Genomic DNA, 20,174 nt, shown 5'->3' on the forward strand with positions numbered 1-20,174 from the left:
GGTCGAGAAGGGGTGATGACGATGACTCAGATCCTGTCCGGGATCGTCCTGGTCCTGGTGCCGCCGGCCTGGGTGGCGCGGGGGCGGTACGGGGCGGCGGCCGTGACCATGGCGCTCGGGGCGGCGTCGGTCGTGGTCACGGTCGCCGTCTGGCTCCTCGGCCGCTGGGCGGAGGGGCAGCGGTGGGCCGGGCTGGCGGGCCTGGTCGAGCTGGCCGTCCTGCTGCTGTCGGTGGTCGTCAGCCTGCGCGCCGAGGACGGCCCGCGGTGCGCGGCGGCGGCCTGGACGGCCTGCGGAGCGGTCGCCCTCTGGCCGTCCCGGTTCGCGTTCGTCGAGGGGCCCGCGGACACGCTCACGCTCTTCGGGTTCGGATCGATGCTCTCCCTGCCGGCCGTCCTGGTCGGGCTCTACCTGCGGGGCCTGGACGAGGGGCGCCGCGAGGCGGTGGCCGAGGCCAGACGGGCGCAGCGGCTCGAACTGGCCCACGACCTGCACGACTTCGTGGCGCATGATGTCAGCGGCATGGTCGCCCAGGCCCAGGCGGGGGCCTATTTGGCGGGGATCGATCCGGCCGGCGCGGCCGAGATGTTCCAGCGAATAGAGCAGGCCGGGCAGCGGGCGCTGGCCTCGCTGGACCGGACGGTACAGCTGCTGCGCAGCGAGGAGCAGGGCGGCCGCGGTCCGCAGCCCGGACTCGCCGAACTCGCCGAGGTGGCCGAGCGGTTCACCGCGACGGGCGGCGTGAACGTCCGCCTGGAGCTGCCGGAGGAGCCGGTGCCGCGCGAGGTGGAGGGCACCGTCCACCGGATCGTGGTCGAGTCCCTGACCAATGTCCGGCGGCACGCTCCGGCCGCGCGGGCGGTCGAGATCCGGGCCCGCCGCAGCGGTGGACGGCTGGAGCTGACCGTGACCAACGACGGTCGGACACCGGGCCCGGCGGGGCGGCCGCGCCGGGGCGGCGGCAGCGGACTGCCGGGGTTGGCGGCCCGGGTGGAGGCCCTCGGCGGTTCGTTGGAAGCCGGCCCGTACGAGCGGGAGGCCTGGCGAGTGACGGCGGTGCTGCCGCTGGAGGAGGCCGGCACGGGGCCGGCGTGATCGTAGGAGCCGACGAAGGTCGGCAACGGGGAGAGGTGCGGGACATGGGCAGTGGCACAGGGCCGGTTCGGATCCTGATCGCGGACGACCAGGCGGACGTCCGCAGCGCGTTCCGGATGATCCTGGACGTCCAGCCGGACATGGTGGTGGTCGCGGAGGCGGCGGACGGCGCCGCGGCGGTGGCGGAGGCACGGAGGCTGCGGCCGGACGTGGTGCTCGCGGACATCCGGATGCCGAAGCTCGACGGCCTGGAGGTGACACGCCAGTTGGCCGACCAGTGCAAGGTGATCGTGGTGACCACCTTCGACCTGGACGAGTACGTGCACACGGCGCTGCGGCACGGAGCGGCCGGGTTCCTGCTGAAGCGCTCGGGGCCGGTGCTGCTGATCGAGGCGGTCCGGGCGGCGATGGCCGGGGACGCGTTGATCAGCCCGCAGGTCACCGTCCGGCTGCTGCGGCACATGGCACTCCCGGGCGCGGAGTCGAAGCCGGCGCTGAAGTCGGGGCCGGGCGTGAAGGCGGCCGCGGCGGTTCCGCAGCCGACAGCCGGGCCGACGGAGGAACTGACCACGAGAGAAAGGGAGATCGCCGAGCTGGTGGCAGACGGTGCGACCAACGCCGAGATCGGCGCAGGGCTGTTCATCTCACCGGGGACGGTGAAGAACCACCTCGCCAACGTCCAGCGCAAGATCGGCGCCCGCAACCGGGTGGGCATCGCGGCCTGGGTCTGGGAGCAGACGGCCGGCCGCCAGTAGCGGGCCCCGTCCCGGAGCACGAGGGCCCGCGGCCCCGGCGGGCACCGCCGGAGCGGGGTGGCGGGCGCGCGGGAGAGGGGGAAGGGAACCCCGCCCGACGGCAGGCTCGCGCGCTTGTGAACGAAGGGTCAAGCGAGCGTTCGGGCCCCGCCACCCCTGCGAGTGAGCCGCTATAACACGTCAACATGACGTCTGAAAATTTGCTCCCTACGACGCATAGTTGATATAGAAACACGCCCCTGACCTGCCACTTCACAAGTAAATGCGACCGCTTGTGATCGTTTGACTGCTTTGCGTCGACAAATCTGGGCATGCTCACATTCGACCCCATTTACAGGGTGTCGTAGATCACAAAGATGGCGTTGAACTGCGTGTCGCAGATCACAAGCCGACGGGCATAAGATGCGCTCGTTCCAGGCTTTGTGAACTGCCTCACATGAGGTGGATCTCGGGAACCGGAACGCGGGTTCACCTCAGTGTGACCTGCCGGTTCCGATCTGCAGTCAAGGACGACTGGACGGAGGGAGCGGGGGCTATGAATGCCTACGCGCCGATCCTCGTACTCGGTGCCATCGCGGCGGCGTTCGCGGTCGGCTCCGTCGTGATGGCCTCACTCACCGGCCCCAAGCGCTACAACCGGGCCAAGTTGGAGGCGTACGAGTGCGGCATCGAGCCGACCCCGCAGCCCGTGGGCGGCGGTCGGTTCCCGATCAAGTACTACCTGACGGCGATGCTCTTCATCGTCTTCGACATCGAGATCGTCTTCCTCTACCCCTGGGCGGTGACCTTCGACGCCCTGGGGATCTTCGGGCTGGTCGAGATGCTCCTGTTCATCGCCACCGTCTTCGTCGCGTACGCCTACGTGTGGCGGCGCGGCGGTCTGGAGTGGGACTGAGCGCGGGGTGGTCAGAGTGCGGGGTGGTGGCCCACCCGTCCGCCGGCTGAGCACCCGCTTGTGAACGAGCGGACAAGCCAGAACCGGCCCACGTATCAGAGGACTTGAGGGCATTGAGAGGGATCTGATGGGAATCGAGGAGAAGCTGCCGAGCGGCTTTCTGCTCACGACCGTGGAGACGGCCGCCGGCTGGGTGCGCAAGGCGTCACTCTTCCCGGCCACCTTCGGTCTGGCCTGCTGCGCGATCGAGATGATGACCACCGGGGCGGGCCGCTACGACCTGGCCCGGTTCGGCATGGAGGTCTTCCGGGGCTCCCCCCGGCAGGCCGATCTGATGATCGTGGCGGGCCGGGTGAGTCAGAAGATGGCCCCGGTGCTGCGCCAGGTGTACGACCAGATGCCCAACCCCAAGTGGGTCATCTCGATGGGTGTCTGCGCCTCGTCCGGCGGGATGTTCAACAACTACGCGATCGTCCAGGGCGTCGACCACATCGTCCCGGTGGACATCTACCTGCCCGGCTGTCCGCCCCGTCCGGAGATGCTGATGGACGCCATCCTGAAGCTGCACGACAAGATCCAGCACGAGCCGCTGGGCGTGAACAGGCGCCGGGCCGAGGAGCTCGGCGAGGCGCTCGCCCTCAAGGCCACCCCGATCAGCGAGATGCGGGGGCAGCTGCGATGAACGAGCAGGTACCCGAGACCCGCCGCGAGCAGCCGGTTCGCGAGATCCCGGTCGAGGTGGTCGGCCGCCGCCAGGGCATGTTCGGTGCCGAGGGCAGTGGCGACACCTCCGGCTTCGGCGGTCTGGCCGCCCCGATCGTGCTGCCCGGTCCGAGTGAACGCCCGTACGGCGGCTGGTTCGACGAGGTCGCCGACGAGCTGGAGGGCGCCCTGGAGGAGCAGGGTCTGGACCCGGTCGAGGTGATCGAGAGGACGGTGGTCGACCGCGGCGAGATCACCTTCCACATCGAGCGCGACCACCTGCTGAGGACCGCCCGGATCCTGCGCGACGACCCGGCGCTGCGCTTCGAGCTCTGCCTGGGGGTGAGCGGCGTGCACTACCCCGGAGACAAGGGCCGCGAGCTGCACGCGGTCTACCACCTGCGCTCGATCACCCACGGCCGGCTGATCCGGCTGGAGGTCACCGCGCCCGACGCCGATCCGCGCGTCCCCTCCGTGGTGAGCGTCTACCCGACCAACGACTGGCACGAGCGCGAGGCCTACGACTTCTTCGGCCTGGTCTTCGAGGGCCACCCGGCGCTCACCCGGATCATGATGCCGGACGACTGGCTGGGCCACCCGCAGCGCAAGGACTACCCGCTCGGCGGCATCCCCGTCGAGTACAAGGGCGCCCAGATCCCGGCTCCCGACCAGCGGAGGTCGTACAGCTGATGAACACCCAGCACTATGGAGAGACCGAGGAAGCCGACGCCCGCGAGACCACCGAGGGCCGGGTCTTCACCGTCACCGGCGGCGACTGGGGCGAGGTGGTCGAGGCGGTCGGCCGGGCCGACGACGAGCGCATCATCGTCAACATGGGCCCCCAGCACCCGTCCACCCACGGCGTGCTGCGGCTGATCCTGGAGATCGACGGCGAGACGGTGAAGGAGGCCCGCTGCGGCATCGGCTACCTCCACACCGGCATCGAGAAGAACATGGAGTTCCGCAGCTGGGTCCAGGGCACCACCTTCGTGACCCGCATGGACTACCTGACCCCGCTGTTCAACGAGACGGCCTACTGCCTGGCGGTCGAGAAGCTGCTCGGCATCACCGGCGACGTCCCGGACCGCGCCAACGTCATCCGGGTGATGATGATGGAGCTCAACCGGATCGCCTCGCACCTGGTCTGCCTGGCCACCGGCGGCATGGAGATCGGCTCCACCACCCTGATGATCTACGGCTTCCGGGACCGCGAACTGATCCTGGACGTCTTCGAGCTGGTCACCGGCCTGCGCATGAACCACGCGTACGTGCGCCCCGGCGGCCTCGCCCAGGACCTGCCGCCCGGCGCGGTCGACCAGATCCGCGAGGCGGTCAAGGTCTTCCGCTCCCGGATGCACGAGTACGACAAACTCGCCACCGGCAACCCGGTGTTCAAGGCCCGCCTGGTCGACGTCGGCTTCCTGGACCTGCCCGGCTGCCTGGCCCTGGGTGCCACCGGCCCGATCCTGCGCGCCACCGGCCTGCCGCACGACCTGCGCAAGACCGACCCGTACTGCGGTTACCAGGACTACGACTTCGAGGTCGCGATCGCGGAGAGCGCCGACTCCTACGGCCGCTTCCTGATCCGCCTGGAGGAGATGAAGCAGTCGCTGCGGATCGTCGAGCAGTGCCTGGACCGGCTGCGGCCCGGCCCGGTCATGGTGGCCGACAAGAAGATCGCCTGGCCGGCCCAACTGGCCGTCGGCCCGGACGGGATGGGCAACTCCCTCGACCACATCCGCAAGATCATGGGCACCTCGATGGAGGCCCTGATCCACCACTTCAAGCTGGTCACCGAGGGCTTCCGGGTCCCGGTCGGCCAGGCGTACGCGGCGGTCGAGTCGCCCAAGGGCGAGCTGGGCGTGCACGTGGTCAGCGACGGCGGGACGCGTCCGTACCGGGTCCACTTCCGGGACCCGTCGTTCACCAATCTGCAGACGATGGCGGCGATGTGCGAGGGCGGCCAGGTGGCCGACGTGATCGTCGCGGTGGCCGGGATCGACCCGGTGATGGGAGGCGTGGACCGGTGACCAACGTCGAACTCGGACTGCCGGCACTGCCGGCCGCACCGTACCCCGAGGAGGTGCGTGCCCGGCTGGCCGCCGACGCCGCCGAGCTGATCGCCCGCTACCCGCAGGCCCGCTCGGCGCTGCTGCCGCTGCTGCACCTGGTGCAGGCGGAGGAGGGCTTCGTCAGCCCGACCGGGATCCGCTTCTGCGCCGAACAGCTGGACCTCACCACCGCCGAGGTCACCGCGGTCGCGACCTTCTACACCATGTACCGGCGCCGCCCGGCCGGGAAGTACCACGTCGGGGTCTGCACCAACACCCTGTGCGCGGTGCTCGGCGGCGACCAGATCTTCGCCGAACTCCAGGAGCACCTGGGCGTCCGCAACAACGAGACCACCGAGGACGGCGAGGTCTCGATCGAGCACATCGAGTGCAACGCGGCCTGCGACTACGCGCCCGTGGTGATGGTCAACTGGGAGTTCTTCGACAACCAGACCCCGGACAGCGCCCGGCAGTTGGTCGACGACCTGCGGGCCGGCCGAGAGGTCCGCCCCACCCGCGGTGCCCGGCTGTGCGGCTTCAAGGAGACCGCCCGGATCCTGGCCGGCTTCCCCGACGAGCGCCCGGGGGCCAACGACGAGTCCGGCGCCGGCGGCGCGCCCTCCCTGGCCGGCCTGCGGCTGGCCCGCGGCGAGGCGCTGCCCGGCACCCCCGGCACCAAGGTGGTCGCCCCGCGCCCCGAATCCCCGCGCTCCGACGCACCCCGCTCCGACGCACCCCGCCCCGAGGCCAACGGCCAGGCAGGCAACGGCCAGGCGGCCAACGGCCAAGCGGGCACCACCCAGGCGGGCAACGGCCAGGAAGGGAGCGAAGCGTGATGACCTCCGCCGAGCCGGCCGAGAAGCTGCTCACCCCGGTCCTGTCCGACTCCTGGGACGACAGCCGTCCCTGGACGCTCGACACCTACCGCCGCCACCACGGCTACGAGGGCCTCAAGGCGGCCCTCGCCATGCCGCCGGACGACGTGATCGCCCTGGTCAAGGACTCCGGCCTGCGCGGCCGCGGCGGCGCCGGCTTCCCCACCGGGATGAAGTGGCAGTTCATCCCGCAGAACGACGGCAAGCCGCACTACCTGGTGGTCAACGCGGACGAGTCCGAACCGGGCACCTGCAAGGACATCCCGCTGCTGTTCGCCAACCCGCACGCGCTGATCGAGGGCATGATCATCGCCTCCTACGCGATCCGCTGCGACCACGCCTTCATCTACCTGCGCGGCGAGGTCGTCCCGGTGCTGCGCCGGCTGCACGCGGCCGTCGCCGAGGCGTACGGGGCGGGGCTGCTGGGCCGGAACATCCTCGGCTCGGGCGTCGACCTGGACATCACCGTGCACGCCGGCGCCGGCGCCTACATCTGCGGCGAGGAGACGGCGCTGCTGGACTCGCTGGAGGGCCGCCGCGGCCAGCCCAGGCTGCGGCCCCCGTTCCCGGCCATCGCCGGCCTGTACGCCTGCCCGACGGTGGTCAACAACGTCGAGTCGATCGCCTCGGTGCCGCCGATCCTGTCCCGCGGCAAGGAGTGGTTCAAGGCCCTGGGCACCGAGAAGTCCCCCGGCTTCACGCTCTACTCGCTCTCTGGCCACGTCACCAACCCCGGCCAGTACGAGGCCCCGCTCGGCGTCACGCTGCGCCAGCTGCTCGACCTCAGCGGCGGCGTCCGCGCCGGGCACCGGCTGAAGTTCTGGACCCCGGGCGGCTCCTCCACCCCGATGTTCACCGACGAGCACCTCGACGTCCCGCTGGACTACGAGGGCGTCGGGGCGGCCGGCTCGATGCTCGGCACCAAGGCGCTCCAGGTCTTCGACGAGACGACCTGCGTGGTGCGGGCCGTCACCCGCTGGACGGAGTTCTACGCCCACGAGTCCTGCGGCAAGTGCACCCCCTGCCGCGAGGGCACCTACTGGCTGGTCCAGCTGCTCAAGCGGATCGAGGCGGGCCAGGGCGTCGACGGGGACCTGGAGAAGCTCCTCGACATCGCCGACAACATCAACGGCAAGTCCTTCTGCGCCCTGGGCGACGGCGCGGCCAGTCCGATCGTCTCCTCGCTCCAGCACTTCCGGGCCGAGTACGAGCAGCACCTGGCCGAGCGCCGCTGCCCGTTCGACCCGGCCGCCTCCACCGTCTGGGCCGACGGCCCCCGCCCCGGCCACCAGTCCGCCACCGAAAGGGAGGTGCACGCGTGACGATCACAGAGCCAACGGCCTCCGAGACAGCGGTCGAACTGGTCACGCTCACCATCGACGGCGTCGAAGTGCGGGTCCCCAAGGGAACGTTGGTGATCAGGGCCGCCGAGACCATCGGCACCCAGATCCCGCGCTTCTGCGACCACCCGCTGCTCGACCCGGCCGGCGCCTGCCGCCAGTGCATCGTCGAGGTCGAGGGCCAGCGCAAGCCGGTCGCCTCCTGCACCATCCCGGTGGCCGAGGGCATGGTGGTGCGCACCCAGCTCAGCTCGCCGGTGGCCGAGAAGGCCCAGCGCGGCGTGATGGAGCTGCTGCTGATCAACCACCCGCTGGACTGCCCGGTCTGCGACAAGGGCGGCGAGTGCCCGCTGCAGAACCAGGCGATGAGCAGCGGCGCCGCCGACTCCCGCTTCGAGGGGATGAAGCGCACCTACGAGAAGCCGGTGCCGATCAGCAGCCAGGTGCTGCTGGACCGCGAGCGCTGCGTGCTGTGCGCGCGCTGCACCCGCTTCTCGCAGCAGATCGCCGGGGACCCGTTCATCGACCTGGTGGAGCGCGGGGCGCTGCAGCAGGTCGGCACCGGCGAGGGCGACGACTTCGAGTCCTACTTCTCCGGGAACACCATCCAGATCTGCCCGGTGGGCGCGCTCACCTCGGCGGCGTACCGGTTCCGCTCGCGCCCCTTCGACCTGGTCTCCTCGCCGAGCGTGTGCGAGCACTGCGCCTCGGGCTGCGCGCAGCGCACCGACCACCGGCGCGGCAAGGTGCTGCGCCGGCTGGCGGGCGAGGACCCGGCGGTGAACGAGGAGTGGAACTGCGACAAGGGCCGCTTCGCCTTCCGCTACGCCCAGCAGCGCGACCGGCTGACCACCCCGCTGGTGCGGGTGGACGGCGAGCTGGTGCCGGCCTCCTGGCCGGAGGCGCTGGCCCGGGCGGCCGAGGGGCTGCGCGGGGTCCGGGCGGGGGTGCTGGCCGGCGGCCGGGTGACGGTCGAGGACGCCTACGCGTACGGGAAGTTCGCGCGGGTGGTGCTGGGCACCAACGACGTGGACTTCCGGGCTCGCCCGCACAGCGGCGAGGAGGCGGACTTCCTGGCCGCGGCGGTGGCCGGGCGGGGCGTCGACGTGGACGGCACCGGGGTGTCGTACGAGGACCTCGACCGGGCGCCGGCGGTGCTGCTGGCGGGCTTCGAGCCGGAGGAGGAGTCGCCGATCGTCTTCCTGCGGCTGCGCAAGGCGACCCGGGCGACGGGCCTGAAGGTGTTCTCGGTGGCCGCGTTCGGCTCCCGGGGCCTGGCGAAGCTGCGCGGGGCGCTGCTGCCGGCCGCCCCCGGCACCGAGCCGGAGTGGTTCGCGGCGCTGGCGGCGGACGAGCCGCTGAACGACGATGCGGGCCGGGCGGCCGAACTGCTGCGCACCCCGGGCGCGGTGATCCTGGCGGGCGAGCGGCTGGCCGCCGTCCCGGGCGGGCTGACGGCGGTGCTGCGGCTGGCGCACGCGACGGGTGCGAGGCTCGCCTGGGTGCCGCGCCGGGCCGGTGAGCGCGGGGCCGTCGAGGCGGGCGTGCTGCCGGGCCTGCTGCCCGGCGGGCGTCCGGTGGCCGTTCCGGCGGCCCGGGCGGAGGCGGCCGCGGTGTGGGGCGGCGCCGAGCCGCCGTCCCGGCCGGGCCGGGACACCGACGGGATCCTGGCGGCGGCCGTGGCGGGCGAGTTGGACGCGCTGCTGGTCGGCGGCGTGGACCCGGACGACCTGCCGGATCCGGCGCTGGCGGACGAGGCGCTGGCGGCGGTGCCGTTCCTGGTGTCGCTGGAGCTGCGGCCCTCGGCGGTGACGGCGCGGGCCGACGTGGTGCTGCCGGTGGCGGCGGTGGCGGAGAAGGCCGGCACCTTCCTGGACTGGGAGGGCCGGGTGCGGATGTTCGAGTCGGCGCTCAAGCCGGACCAGCAGATGGGCCGCCACCTCCAGCCGGACCTGCGGGTGCTGGGCATGCTGGCCGACGCGCTGGGCCACCGGCTGGGCCTGCCGGACGTCCGGGCGGCCCGGCTGGAGCTGGACCGCTTCGCCCCCTGGGAGGGCGACCGCACGGCCGACCCGGCGGCGCACCCGGGCCTGCTGCCCCGACCGGCCACCGGCCAGGCGGTGCTGGCGGGTTGGCGCCTGCTGCTGGACAACGGCGTGCTGCAGCAGGGGGACCCGCACCTGGCGGGCACCCGGCACCGGGCGGTGGCCCGGATCTCGGCGGAGACGGCCAAGGAGATCGGCGCCGAGGCGGCCGAGGAGCTGCGGCTGACCGGTCCGGCCGGATCGCTGACCCTGCCGCTGGAGGTCACCGACTCGATCCCGGACCGCACGGTCTGGGTCCCGCTGGACTCCACGCCGGGCGGTGCCCACCGCGCGCTCGGCACCACCGTCGGCCACCTGGTCACGATCGCCGCGGCCGAGTCGGAACCCGAGCCCGAACCCGAGCCCGAAGTCGGACCCGAAGTCGGACCCGCACCCGGGGCCGGCTCCGAACCCGGGGCCGCGGACGAGACCGCCGACGACGGCACAGGGGAGGACCGATGACGTCGCAGCCGTACGAGACGCTCCACTTCTTCGGGCAGGACCCGTGGTGGCTGGTGCTGCTGAAGGCGGTGTTCTGCTTCGCCTTCCTGGTCCTGACGGTGCTGATCGCGATCGTCTGGGAGCGCAAGGTGGTGGCCTGGATGCAGCTGCGCATCGGGCCCAACCGGCACGGCCCGTGGGGCCTGCTGCAGTCGCTGGCGGACGGCGTGAAGCTGGCGCTGAAGGAAGACCTGGTGGTCAAGGGCTCGGACAAGGTGGTCTACATCCTGGCCCCGATCGTCTGCGCCATCCCCGCGTTCATGGCCTTCGCGGTGATCCCGTTCGGTCCGGCCGGCAACGAGGTGTCGATCTTCGGCACCCGTACGCCGCTCCAGCTGACGGACTTCCCGGTCGCGCTGCTGTACGTCCTGGCGACGGCCTCGGTGGGCATCTACGGCATCGTGCTGGCCGGCTGGTCCTCGGGTTCGACGTACCCGCTGCTGGGCGGGCTGCGCTCGTCCGCGCAGATGATCAGCTACGAGATCGCGATGGGCCTGTCCTTCGCGGCGGTGTTCATCTACTCGGGCTCGATGTCGACCTCGGAGATCGTGGCGCACCAGCAGCCGACCTGGTTCGCGGCGCTGCTGCCGGTGTCGTTCATCGTCTACATCATCGCGATGGTCGGCGAGACCAACCGGGCGCCGTTCGACCTGCCGGAGGCCGAGGGCGAACTGGTCGGCGGCTTCAACACCGAGTACTCCTCGCTGAAGTTCGCGATGTTCATGCTGGCCGAGTACGTGAACATGGTGACGGTCTCGGCGGTGGCCTCGACCCTCTTCCTGGGCGGCTGGCGGGCCCCGTGGCCGGTGACGACCTTCTGGGAGGGCGCCAACCACGGCTGGTGGCCGATGCTGTGGATCACGCTGAAGATCCAGCTGCTGCTGTTCTTCTTCATCTGGCTGCGCGGCACGCTGCCCCGGCTCCGCTACGACCAGTTCATGAAGCTGGGCTGGAAGGTGCTGATCCCGGTCTCGCTGGTGTGGCTGGTGCTGATCGCGAGCGTGCGGGCGCTGCGCAACGAGGGCTACGGCTTCGGCCAGGTGGTGCTGTACGTGGGCGCCCCGGTCGGGGCGGTGCTGCTGCTGGCGCTGCTGCGGGACTTCCTGAGGAAGCAGCCGGAGCCGGGGGAGGCCCCGCCCGGTGCGGGCCCGGCCCGGTCGAAGGACGGGGGGGAGTTCGACCCGATGGCGGGCGGCTACCCCGTCCCGCCGCTGCCCGGCCAGGTGCTCCCGCCGGTGCCGCGCCGCCGCAGCCGTGCCCCGAAGCAACTCCAGGACGCCCTCAACGGGGCCGACCATTCCGAAGGGAGCTGAACCGAGATGTCCGACCAGTCCGATCGAACGGGCCACGCCGAACGGGGCGACCGTCCGTCGATCCTCGGCCCGGCCGCCGGCTTCGGCGTGACCTTCAAGGCCATGTTCAAGAAGCGGCTCACCGAGCAGTACCCGGAGCAGAAGAAGCCCACCGCTCCGCGCTTCCACGGCCGCCACCAGCTGAACCGGCACCCGGACGGCCTGGAGAAGTGCGTCGGCTGCGAGCTGTGCGCGTGGGCCTGCCCGGCCGACGCGATCTACGTGGAGGGCGCGGACAACCAGGACGAGGAGCGCTACTCCCCGGGTGAGCGCTACGGCGCGGTGTACCAGATCAACTACGCCCGCTGCATCCTGTGCGGGCTGTGCATCGAGGCCTGCCCGACCAGGGCGCTGACCATGACCAACGAGTACGAGCTGGCCGACTCCTCCCGACGGGACCTCATCTTCACCAAGGAGCAGCTGCTGGTGGGCCTGTCCGAGGGCATGGTCGACACCCCGCACGCGATCTTCCCGGGCACCGACGAGGGCGCGTACTACCGGGGCGAGGTCACCTCGGCGGCGCCGGGGACGGTCCAGCAGGAGCGCACCGAGCGGGACAAGGAGGTGCAGCAGTGATCGCGCGGCTGGCGGAGGCGACCGGGACGACCTCGACGGGCGAGGCCGTCCAGTTCTGGGTGCTCGCGGTGATCGCGGTCGGCGGTGCGCTCGGCATGGTGCTGATGCGCAAGGCCGTGCACAGCGCGCTCTGCCTGGCGGCCACCATGATGGCGCTGGCGGTCTGTTACATGGCCCAGGGTGCGGTGTTCCTGGGCGTGGTGCAGATCGTGGTCTACACCGGCGCGATCATGATGCTGTTCCTGTTCGTGGTGATGCTGGTCGGCGTCACCGGCGAGGACTCGCTGAAGGAGCAGCTGAAGGGCCAGCGGTTCGCCGCGGCGCTGTGCGGGCTGGGCTTCGGCGTGCTGCTGATCGCCGGGATCGCCAACGCGAAGCTGGACCACTTCACCGGGCTGTCCGAGGCGAACGCCGAGGGCAACGTGCCGGGCCTGGCCCGGCTGATCTTCACCCGCTACGTGTGGGCCTTCGAGGTCACCGGCGCGCTGCTGATCACCGCGGCGATCGGCGCGATGGTGCTGACCCACCGGGAGCACGTGAAGGCGCCGAAGACGCAGCGCGAGCTGGCGGCGCAGCGGGTCGTGGACAACATCCAGCTGCCGCCGCTGCCGGCGCCGGGCGTGTACGCCCGGCACAACGCGGTGGACGTGCCGGGGCTGCTGCCGGACGGCACGATCGCCGAGGACTCGGTGATGGCGACGCTGCGCGAGCGCGGCCAGGTCCGGGACGTCAGCCAGGCGATGCTGCGGCGGATGGCGGAGCTGGAGAACAGCACGGCGGACTGGCTGGGCCGTCCGTCCTCGGAGCGGCCGGCCGTGAAGGCCCCGCGCAAGTCGCTGGAGCCGGTGCCGGCCAACGGCGCTCCGCTGCCGGCGAACGGCGGGGCGGTGACGGCGAAGGGGTCGGCGAACGGGCCGGCGAACGGCGGGCCGGTGCCGGCGAACAACGTGAAGCACCCGGCCGACGAGGAGGGCGCGGAGTGAACCCGGTCAACTACCTCTACCTGTCGGCCCTGTTGTTCACCATCGGAGCGGCCGGGGTGCTGGTCCGACGCAACGCGATCGTGCTGTTCATGTGCGTGGAGCTGATGCTGAACGCCTCGAACCTCGCCCTGGTGACCTTCTCCCGGCTGCACGGGACCTTGGACGGCCAGATCATCGCGTTCTTCACGATGGTGGTCGCGGCGGCCGAGGTCGTGGTCGGCCTCGCCATCATCGTCTCCATCTTCCGGACCAGGCACTCCGCTTCGGTCGACGACAGCAACCTGATGAAGCTGTAGGCGGAGGGCCCTCGGTGAAATCTCTCATTCCGCTGCTGGTGGCGGCTCCACTGGCGGGCGCCGCCCTGCTGCTGCTCGGCGGCCGGGCGCTGGACCGCTTCGGCCACTGGCTGGCCACCGCGCTCGCGGCGCTCTCGTTCGGCTTCGGCCTGGCCCTGTTCTCGGACATGCTCGGCCGTGACGCCGAGCACCGGGCGATCACCCGGCACCTGTTCAGCTGGATCCCGGTGAACGGCTTCCAGGCCGATATCTCCTTCCGGCTCGACCAGCTGTCGATGACCTTCGTCCTGCTGATCACCGGTGTCGGCACGCTGATCCACCTCTACTCGGTCGGCTACATGGCGCACGACGAGCGCCGCCGCCGCTTCTTCGCGTACCTGAACCTGTTCCTGGCCGCCATGCTGCTGCTGGTGGTCGCGGACAACTACCTGCTGCTGTACTTCGGCTGGGAGGGCGTGGGCCTGGCCTCGTACCTCCTGATCGGCTTCTGGCAGCACAAGCCGAGTGCGGCGACGGCGGCGAAGAAGGCCTTCATCGTCAACCGGGTCGGCGACATGGGCCTGTCCATCGCGATCATGCTGATGTTCGCCGAGTTCGGCTCCTTCGCCTTCGACCCGGTCTTCGGCGGTGCCCACCAGGCGAGCGAGGGCAAGCTGACGGCGATCGGCCTGATGCTGCTGCTGGCGGCCTGCGGCAAGTCGGCGCAGGTGCCGCTGCAGTCCTGGCTCGGGGACGCGATGGAGGGCCCGACCCCGGTGTCGGCGCTGATCCACGCGGCCACCATGGTGACCGCGGGCGTCTACCTGATCACCCGCTCCTCGGCGGTCTTCGACCTGGCGCCGGACGCGCAGACCGCCGTGGTGGTGGTCGGCGCGGTCACGCTGCTGTTCGGTGCGATCGTCGGTTGCGCCAAGGACGACATCAAGAAGGCGCTGGCCGGCTCGACGATGTCGCAGATCGGCTACATGGTGCTGGCGGCCGGGCTCGGCCCGATCGGCTACGCCTTCGCGATCATGCACCTGGTGACCCACGGCTTCTTCAAGGCCGGGCTGTTCCTCGGCGCCGGGTCGGTCATGCACGGCATGAACGACGAGGTGAACATGCGTCACTACGGCGGCCTGCGGAAGTACATGCCGGTCACCTTCGTCACCTTCGGCCTCGGCTACCTGGCGATCATCGGCTTCCCGGGCCTGTCCGGCTTCTTCTCCAAGGACAAGATCATCGAGGCGGCCTTCGCCAAGGGCGGCACCGAGGGCTGGATCCTCGGGGGGTGCGCGCTGGTCGGCGCGGCGGTCACCGCGTTCTACATGACCAGGGTCATGGTGCTGACCTTCTTCGGCGAGAAGCGCTGGCAGCCGGACGCGGAGGGCAACGCCCCGCACCCGCACGAGTCGCCGCGGACGATGACCGTCCCGATGGTCCTGCTGGCCTTCGGCTCGGTCTTCGCGGGCGGACTGTTCGCCTTCAACGACTCCTTCCTGAAGTGGCTGGAGCCGGTCACCGGGCACGAGGAGGGCAACTCCCCGCTCGCCCCGCTGACCGTCACCCTGCTGACCACGGCCTGCATGCTGGCCGGCGTCGGCCTGGCGTACCTGGTGTACGGGCGCTCGCCGGTCCCGGTGGTGCCGCCGGTCGGCTCCCCGCTCACCCGGGCCGCCCGCCGCGACCTGCTGCAGGACGACTTCAACCACGCGGTGCTGGTGCGGCCGGGCTCGGCGCTCGCCGCGGCGCTGGTCTTCTTCGACAGCCGCGGCCTGGACGGCGTGGTCAACGGCCTGGCCGCCGGGATCGGCGGGCTCTCCGGCCGGCTGCGGCGGGTCCAGAACGGCTACGTCCGCTCGTACGCGCTCTCCATGTTCGGCGGCACGCTGGTGCTGGTCGCCATGACTCTCCTGATGAGGTCCACGTGATGACTCGTCCTGATATCCGTTGGGGGGCCAGGCCATGAGTGTTTTGTTGACCGCCACCTGCGCCGTCCCGGCGGTCGGCGCGGTGCTGACGGCCGCGCTGCCCGCCGGGTCCTCCGAGAGCCGGCGCAGGACCACCAAGGCCGTCGCGCTGGGCGCCTCGGCCGTCACCCTGGTGCTGGCCGCCGTGGTGGCGGCCCGGTTCGACCCGCACGGCGCCCGCTTCCAGCTGAACGAGTCGTACAGCTGGATCCGCTCCTTCGGCATCACCTTCTCGCTCGGCGTGGACGGCATCGGCGCGGTGCTCGCCCTGCTCACCGCCGTGCTCGTGCCGCTGGTGATCCTCGCCTCCTGGCACGACGCCGACCCGGCGCTGGCCGGGCCGGACGGCACCTTCGAGAACAAGCGCCGCACCCAGGCCTTCTTCGCCCTGATCCTGGCGGTGGAGGCGATGGTGGTCGTCTCCTTCTACGCCACCGACGTCTTCGTGTTCTACGTGTTCTTCGAAGCCATGCTGATCCCGATGTACTTCCTGATCGGCGGCTTCGGCGACCGGGCGGGCGGCCCCGAGTCGGCGCGTCAGCGCTCCTACGCGGCCGTGAAGTTCCTGCTCTACAACCTGCTCGGCGGCCTGGTGATGCTGGCCGCCGTGATCGGCCTGTACGTGACGGCGCAGGACCAGGGCTTCGGCACCTTCGACCTGCCGACGCTGACCTCGGCGATCGCCGACGGCCGGCTCCAGCTGACCGGCACCGCCGAGAAGGCGCTGTTCCTGGGCTTCTTCTTCGCCTTCGCGGTGAAGGCCCCGCTCTGGCCGCTGCACACCTGGCTGCCGAACGCGATGGGCGAGTCCACCGCCGGCACCGCGGTGCTGATCACCGCGGTGGTGGACAAGGTCGGCACCTTCGCGATGCTGCGCTTCTGCCTCGGGCTGTTCCCGAACGCCTCGAAGACCTTCGCCCCGGCGATCCTGGTCCTGGCGCTGATCGGGATCGTCTACGGCGCGCTGCTGGCGATCGGCCAGAAGGACATCAAGCGGCTGGTGGCGTACGCCTCGATCTCGCACTTCGGCTTCATCATCATGGGCGTCTTCGCCCTGACCAGCCAGGGCCAGAGCGGCGCGACCCTCTACATGGTGAACCACGGCCTGTCCACGGCGGCGTGGATGCTGGTGGCCGGCTTCCTGATCTCCCGTCGCGGCTCGCGGCTGATCGCCGACTACGGCGGCGTGCAGAAGGTCGCCCCGGTGCTGGCCGGGACGTTCCTGATCGGCAGCCTGGCCACCCTGTCGCTGCCCGGGCTGGCCCCGTTCGTCAGCGAGTTCCTGGTCCTGGTGGGCACCTTCACCCGCTACCCGGCGATCGGGATCGTGGCCACCTTCGGCATCGTGCTGGCCGCGCTGTACGCCCTGCTGCTGTACCAGCGCACCATGACCGGCCCGGTGAAGGACGGGGTGCGCACGATGCCCGACCTCAAGGCCCGCGAACTCGCCGTGGTAGGCCCGTTGGTGGCGCTGACCATCCTGCTCGGCGTCTACCCGAAGCCGCTCACCGACCTGGTCAACCCCTCGGTGAACGCGACGCTCTCGCAGGTCCACCAGACCGACCCGGCGCCGGCCCACCCGGTCGCCGCCACCTCAGGAGGTGAGCAGAAGTGAGTGCCACCGCAGTGCTCGCCGCCGCCGGCGGCAACACCCCCAGCATCCCGGCGCCGCACATCGAGTACGGCCAGCTCTCCCCGATGCTCGTGGTGTTCGCGGCCGCCGTGGCCGGCGTCCTGGTGGAGGCCTTCGTGCCCCGCCGGTACCGGCACTGGACCCAGGTGACGCTCGCCCTGGCCGGGCTGGTCGGCGCCTTCGTCGCCGTGGTGGTGCTGGCCGTGCAGAGCCACGGCTTCACCCGGATCGACCTGCTGGCCATGGAGTCCGTCGCGATGGACGGCCCGGCGCTGTTCCTCCAGGGCGTGATCCTGCTGGCCTCCGTGGTCGCGGTGCTCACCTACGCCGAGCGGAGGCTGGAGCCCAAGGCCGGCGGTCTGCCTGCCGACGCCTTCGCCGCCCAGGCCGCCGCGACCCCCGGCGGCGAGCAGGAGCGGGCCGCGGTCCGGGCCGGCTTCGCCACCAGCGAGGTCTTCCCGCTCACCATGTTCGCGGTCGGCGGCATGCTGCTGTTCCCCGCCGCCAACGACCTGCTGACCATGTTCGTGGCGCTGGAGGTCTTCTCGCTGCCGCTGTACCTGCTGTGCGCGCTGGCCCGGCGCCGCCGGCTGCTCTCCCAGGAGGCGGCGGTCAAGTACTTCCTGCTCGGCGCCTTCGCCTCGGCGTTCTTCCTGTTCGGCACCGCGCTGCTGTACGGCTACGCGGGCAGCGTGAAGCTCGGCGACATCGGGGACGTCATCTCCGGCAAGGCGATGACCACCCCCGCGCAGCTGAGCACCACCCAGAGCGACGCGCTGGTGCTGACCGGCCTGGCGATGCTGGCGGTCGGCCTGCTGTTCAAGGTCGCCGCGGTGCCCTTCCACTCCTGGACCCCGGACGTCTACCAGGGCGCGCCGACCCCGGTGACCGGCTTCATGGCGGCGGCCACCAAGGTCGCGGCCTTCGGGGCCTTCCTGCGGCTGTTCTACGTGGCCTTCCCGGGCCTGCGGCTGGACTGGCGGCCGGTGATGTGGGGCGTCGCGATCCTCACCATGGTGGTGGGCGCGGTGCTCGCGGTGACCCAGCAGGACGTCAAGCGCCTGCTGGCGTACTCCTCGATCGCGCACGCGGGGTTCATCCTGACCGGCGTGATCGCCGTCAACAAGCAGGGCATCTCCTCGGTGCTGTTCTACCTGCTGGCGTACTCCTTCGTGACGCTCGGCGCGTTCGCGGTGGTGACGCTGGTGCGCGACTCCAAGGGCGAGGCGACCCACCTGTCCAGCTGGGCCGGGCTCGGGCGGCGCTCGCCGCTGGTGGCGGCGGTGTTCGCGCTGTTCCTGCTGGCCTTCGCCGGGATTCCGCTGACCTCCGGGTTCACCGGGAAGTTCGCGGTGTTCCAGGCCGCGGCCAGCGGCGGGGCGACCCCGCTGGTGGTGGTCGGTGTGCTGAGCTCGGCGGTGGCCGCGTTCTTCTACATCCGGGTCATCGTGCTGATGTTCTTCTCGGACCCCCAGCCGGGGGGCCCCACGGTGGCGGTGCCGAGCGCCTTCACGGCGACCGCGATCGGGGTGGGGGTGCTGGTCACGCTGGGTCTCGGACTGCTGCCGCAGTACTTCCTCGACCTCGCCTCCAAGGCCTCGCTGTTCGTGCGCTGACCTTTACGCCCACCGCCTCCGACCAGGGCCCCGTCCGGGCCGCGCTCAGCCCGCGCGGCCCGGACGGGTCTGTGTCGGGTGCCGGGGCCGGGGGAGTTCCGGGGGCTCTCCCACCTTTATTACCAGCCGAATTCGCCCCCCACCGCCGTCCGGCCCGCGCAGCCGCCCTGACCAGGGCATCAAGCCCGATCATGACAGGATCCGCACGCCCGTGCAGTGATCCACTCGCGACCGGATACCCTGCCTGTATGGCCAGCGGCGGCACTCAGGGACCAGGCCGCTAGATCGACCAGGGACAGAGGAGTGGTCTTCGTGACCGTCGTGGAACCCTTCGGGCTCAGCGTGCAGGACCGCGACCTGACCCGGGACGTCCAGGCCGGACTGGACGCTGTGGAGGCGGCGCTCGGTGAGGCCGTCAAGAGCGACGTCCCCTTCATCACCGTCACCGCCAGTCACCTCCTCGAGGCCGGCGGCAAGCGCTTCCGCCCGCTGCTCCTGCTGCTGGCCGCCCAGTTCGGCGACCCGGGGGCGCCCGGCGTGGTGCCCGCCGCCGTGGTGGTCGAACTGACCCACCTGGCCACGCTCTACCACGACGACGTCATGGACGAGGCGCCGGTGCGCCGGGGCGCCCCGAGCGCCAACTCCCGCTGGGACAACTCGGTCGCCATCCTCACCGGCGACTTCCTGTTCTCCCGCGCCTCCCAGGTGCTCTCCGACCTCGGCCCGGAGGCCGTGCGGATGCAGGCCGAGGCCTTCGAGCGGCTGGTCACCGGCCAGATCCTGGAGACCCGCGGCCCGGGCCAGGACATGGACCCGCTGCTGCACTACCTGGACGTCCTGGAGGGCAAGACCGGCTCGCTGATCGCCGTCTCCTGCCGGATAGGAGCGCTGATGGCCGGTGCCGAGCGCGAGCTGGTGGACACCCTCGGCGAGTTCGGCGAGCGGATCGGCATCGCCTTCCAGCTGGCCGACGACGTGCTCGACATCGCCAGCGACGGCCACGAGTCCGGCAAGACCCCCGGCACCGACCTGCGCGAGGGCGTGCCGACCCTGCCGACCCTGCTGCTGCAGCAGATGCCCGCCGACCCGGCCGACCCGGACGACGCCCGGCTGCGCGAACTGCTCGACCAGGACCTCTCCGACGACGACCTGCACGCCGAGGCGCTGCGCCTGCTGCGGGCCCACCCCGCGCTGGAGCGCGCCCGCGCCGAGACCCTGCGCCGGGCCGAGGAGGCCCGGGCGCTGCTCGCGCCGCTGCCGGACTGCGCCGCGAAGGCCGCCCTGGAGGGCCTCTGCGACGCGGTGGCGATCCGCACGATGTGAGGCCCCGCTCCGGGGAGGACCCCGCTCCGGGTGAGGCCCCGCACGATGCGGGACCCCGCTCCGGGCGGGACCGCCGGGAGCCGTCCGGGCCGGGCCGAGAGGTGGCCCGTCCCGGACCCTCCGCCCGCCCCGGGATGGGGGAGACTGA

General features: G+C 71.4%; 17 protein-coding genes. All 17 read left to right on the forward strand.

Annotated elements, in window-relative coordinates:
* Window positions 1–15 precede the first annotated feature (15 nt).
* The 17 genes from ACFVU7_RS34940 (at window position 16) to ACFVU7_RS35020 (ending at window position 20,026) form a co-directional block, all read left to right on the forward strand.
* On the forward strand, window positions 16–1,095 hold the full coding sequence (locus ACFVU7_RS34940; RefSeq protein ID WP_388049250.1) for a sensor histidine kinase: 1,080 nt from the start codon (window positions 16–18) through the stop codon (window positions 1,093–1,095).
* 44 nt (window positions 1,096–1,139) lie between these two features.
* A complete protein-coding gene (locus tag ACFVU7_RS34945; RefSeq protein WP_074005519.1) occupies window positions 1,140–1,850 on the forward strand; it encodes a response regulator transcription factor in 711 nt (236 codons plus the stop codon).
* 535 nt (window positions 1,851–2,385) lie between these two features.
* Window positions 2,386–2,745: an NADH-quinone oxidoreductase subunit A gene (locus tag ACFVU7_RS34950; RefSeq protein WP_030060100.1), complete on the forward strand. Its 360-nt coding sequence runs from the start codon at window positions 2,386–2,388 to the stop codon at window positions 2,743–2,745.
* A gap of 127 nt (window positions 2,746–2,872) precedes the next feature.
* Complete coding sequence (locus tag ACFVU7_RS34955; RefSeq protein WP_074005520.1) at window positions 2,873–3,427, forward strand: NADH-quinone oxidoreductase subunit B family protein; 555 nt, start codon at window positions 2,873–2,875, stop codon at window positions 3,425–3,427.
* On the forward strand, window positions 3,424–4,137 hold the full coding sequence (locus ACFVU7_RS34960; RefSeq protein ID WP_074005521.1) for an NADH-quinone oxidoreductase subunit C: 714 nt from the start codon (window positions 3,424–3,426) through the stop codon (window positions 4,135–4,137). Before ACFVU7_RS34955 ends, ACFVU7_RS34960 begins: the two co-directional genes overlap by 4 nt.
* Complete coding sequence (locus ACFVU7_RS34965) at window positions 4,137–5,477, forward strand: NADH-quinone oxidoreductase subunit D (RefSeq protein WP_049651167.1); 1,341 nt, start codon at window positions 4,137–4,139, stop codon at window positions 5,475–5,477. The genes ACFVU7_RS34960 and ACFVU7_RS34965 overlap by 1 nt, the downstream gene beginning before the upstream one ends.
* The gene (nuoE, locus tag ACFVU7_RS34970; protein ID WP_049651166.1) at window positions 5,474–6,334 is read left to right on the forward strand and encodes an NADH-quinone oxidoreductase subunit NuoE; all 861 of its coding nucleotides are present in this window, start codon (window positions 5,474–5,476) and stop codon (window positions 6,332–6,334) included. Before ACFVU7_RS34965 ends, nuoE begins: the two co-directional genes overlap by 4 nt.
* The gene (nuoF, locus tag ACFVU7_RS34975; RefSeq protein WP_049651165.1) at window positions 6,334–7,695 is read left to right on the forward strand and encodes an NADH-quinone oxidoreductase subunit NuoF; all 1,362 of its coding nucleotides are present in this window, start codon (window positions 6,334–6,336) and stop codon (window positions 7,693–7,695) included. The genes nuoE and nuoF overlap by 1 nt, the downstream gene beginning before the upstream one ends.
* Window positions 7,692–10,259 (forward strand): NADH-quinone oxidoreductase subunit G, encoded by a 2,568-nt coding sequence (locus ACFVU7_RS34980; protein WP_388049254.1) that lies wholly within the window; start codon window positions 7,692–7,694, stop codon window positions 10,257–10,259. The genes nuoF and ACFVU7_RS34980 overlap by 4 nt, the downstream gene beginning before the upstream one ends.
* The gene (gene nuoH, locus ACFVU7_RS34985) at window positions 10,256–11,611 is read left to right on the forward strand and encodes an NADH-quinone oxidoreductase subunit NuoH (protein WP_388049257.1); all 1,356 of its coding nucleotides are present in this window, start codon (window positions 10,256–10,258) and stop codon (window positions 11,609–11,611) included. The genes ACFVU7_RS34980 and nuoH overlap by 4 nt, the downstream gene beginning before the upstream one ends.
* Window positions 11,612–11,617: 6 nt before the next feature.
* On the forward strand, window positions 11,618–12,226 hold the full coding sequence (gene nuoI / locus ACFVU7_RS34990; RefSeq protein ID WP_117489179.1) for an NADH-quinone oxidoreductase subunit NuoI: 609 nt from the start codon (window positions 11,618–11,620) through the stop codon (window positions 12,224–12,226).
* Window positions 12,226–13,209, forward strand: coding sequence for an NADH-quinone oxidoreductase subunit J (locus ACFVU7_RS34995; RefSeq protein WP_079272762.1), 984 nt, complete (start codon window positions 12,226–12,228; stop codon window positions 13,207–13,209). The genes nuoI and ACFVU7_RS34995 overlap by 1 nt, the downstream gene beginning before the upstream one ends.
* A complete protein-coding gene (gene nuoK, locus ACFVU7_RS35000; protein ID WP_049652557.1) occupies window positions 13,206–13,505 on the forward strand; it encodes an NADH-quinone oxidoreductase subunit NuoK in 300 nt (99 codons plus the stop codon). The genes ACFVU7_RS34995 and nuoK overlap by 4 nt, the downstream gene beginning before the upstream one ends.
* Before the next feature lie 14 nt (window positions 13,506–13,519).
* On the forward strand, window positions 13,520–15,415 hold the full coding sequence (gene nuoL / locus ACFVU7_RS35005; RefSeq protein ID WP_380741309.1) for an NADH-quinone oxidoreductase subunit L: 1,896 nt from the start codon (window positions 13,520–13,522) through the stop codon (window positions 15,413–15,415).
* Between the two features lie 34 nt (window positions 15,416–15,449).
* Window positions 15,450–17,069 carry an NADH-quinone oxidoreductase subunit M gene (locus ACFVU7_RS35010; protein WP_388049264.1) on the forward strand — a complete coding sequence of 540 codons (1,620 nt, stop codon included), beginning with the start codon at window positions 15,450–15,452 and terminating at the stop codon, window positions 17,067–17,069.
* On the forward strand, window positions 17,066–18,703 hold the full coding sequence (gene nuoN, locus ACFVU7_RS35015; RefSeq protein ID WP_049652549.1) for an NADH-quinone oxidoreductase subunit NuoN: 1,638 nt from the start codon (window positions 17,066–17,068) through the stop codon (window positions 18,701–18,703). Before ACFVU7_RS35010 ends, nuoN begins: the two co-directional genes overlap by 4 nt.
* 312 nt (window positions 18,704–19,015) lie before the next feature.
* Entirely contained in the window at window positions 19,016–20,026 is a 1,011-nt protein-coding gene (locus ACFVU7_RS35020) for a polyprenyl synthetase family protein (RefSeq protein ID WP_049652569.1), read from the forward strand.
* Window positions 20,027–20,174 lie beyond the last annotated feature (148 nt).

Source organism: Kitasatospora sp. NPDC058046, assembly GCF_042885595.1.
GTDB lineage: Bacteria > Actinomycetota > Actinomycetes > Streptomycetales > Streptomycetaceae > Kitasatospora.

What these genes read in the sequence shown, in the direction of transcription:
- ACFVU7_RS34950 (WP_030060100.1), top strand. Translation starts at nt 2,386, where the DNA reads ATGAATGCCTACGCGCCGATCCTCGTACTCGGTGCCATCGCGGCGGCG.
- ACFVU7_RS34960 (WP_074005521.1), top strand. Translation starts at nt 3,424, where the DNA reads ATGAACGAGCAGGTACCCGAGACCCGCCGCGAGCAGCCGGTTCGCGAG.
- ACFVU7_RS34955 (WP_074005520.1), top strand. Translation starts at nt 2,873, where the DNA reads ATGGGAATCGAGGAGAAGCTGCCGAGCGGCTTTCTGCTCACGACCGTG.
- ACFVU7_RS34940 (WP_388049250.1), top strand. Translation starts at nt 16, where the DNA reads ATGACGATGACTCAGATCCTGTCCGGGATCGTCCTGGTCCTGGTGCCG.
- nuoF (WP_049651165.1), top strand. Translation starts at nt 6,334, where the DNA reads ATGACCTCCGCCGAGCCGGCCGAGAAGCTGCTCACCCCGGTCCTGTCC.
- ACFVU7_RS34945 (WP_074005519.1), top strand. Translation starts at nt 1,140, where the DNA reads ATGGGCAGTGGCACAGGGCCGGTTCGGATCCTGATCGCGGACGACCAG.
- ACFVU7_RS34965 (WP_049651167.1), top strand. Translation starts at nt 4,137, where the DNA reads ATGAACACCCAGCACTATGGAGAGACCGAGGAAGCCGACGCCCGCGAG.
- nuoH (WP_388049257.1), top strand. Translation starts at nt 10,256, where the DNA reads ATGACGTCGCAGCCGTACGAGACGCTCCACTTCTTCGGGCAGGACCCG.
- ACFVU7_RS35010 (WP_388049264.1), top strand. Translation starts at nt 15,450, where the DNA reads ATGAGTGTTTTGTTGACCGCCACCTGCGCCGTCCCGGCGGTCGGCGCG.
- nuoI (WP_117489179.1), top strand. Translation starts at nt 11,618, where the DNA reads ATGTCCGACCAGTCCGATCGAACGGGCCACGCCGAACGGGGCGACCGT.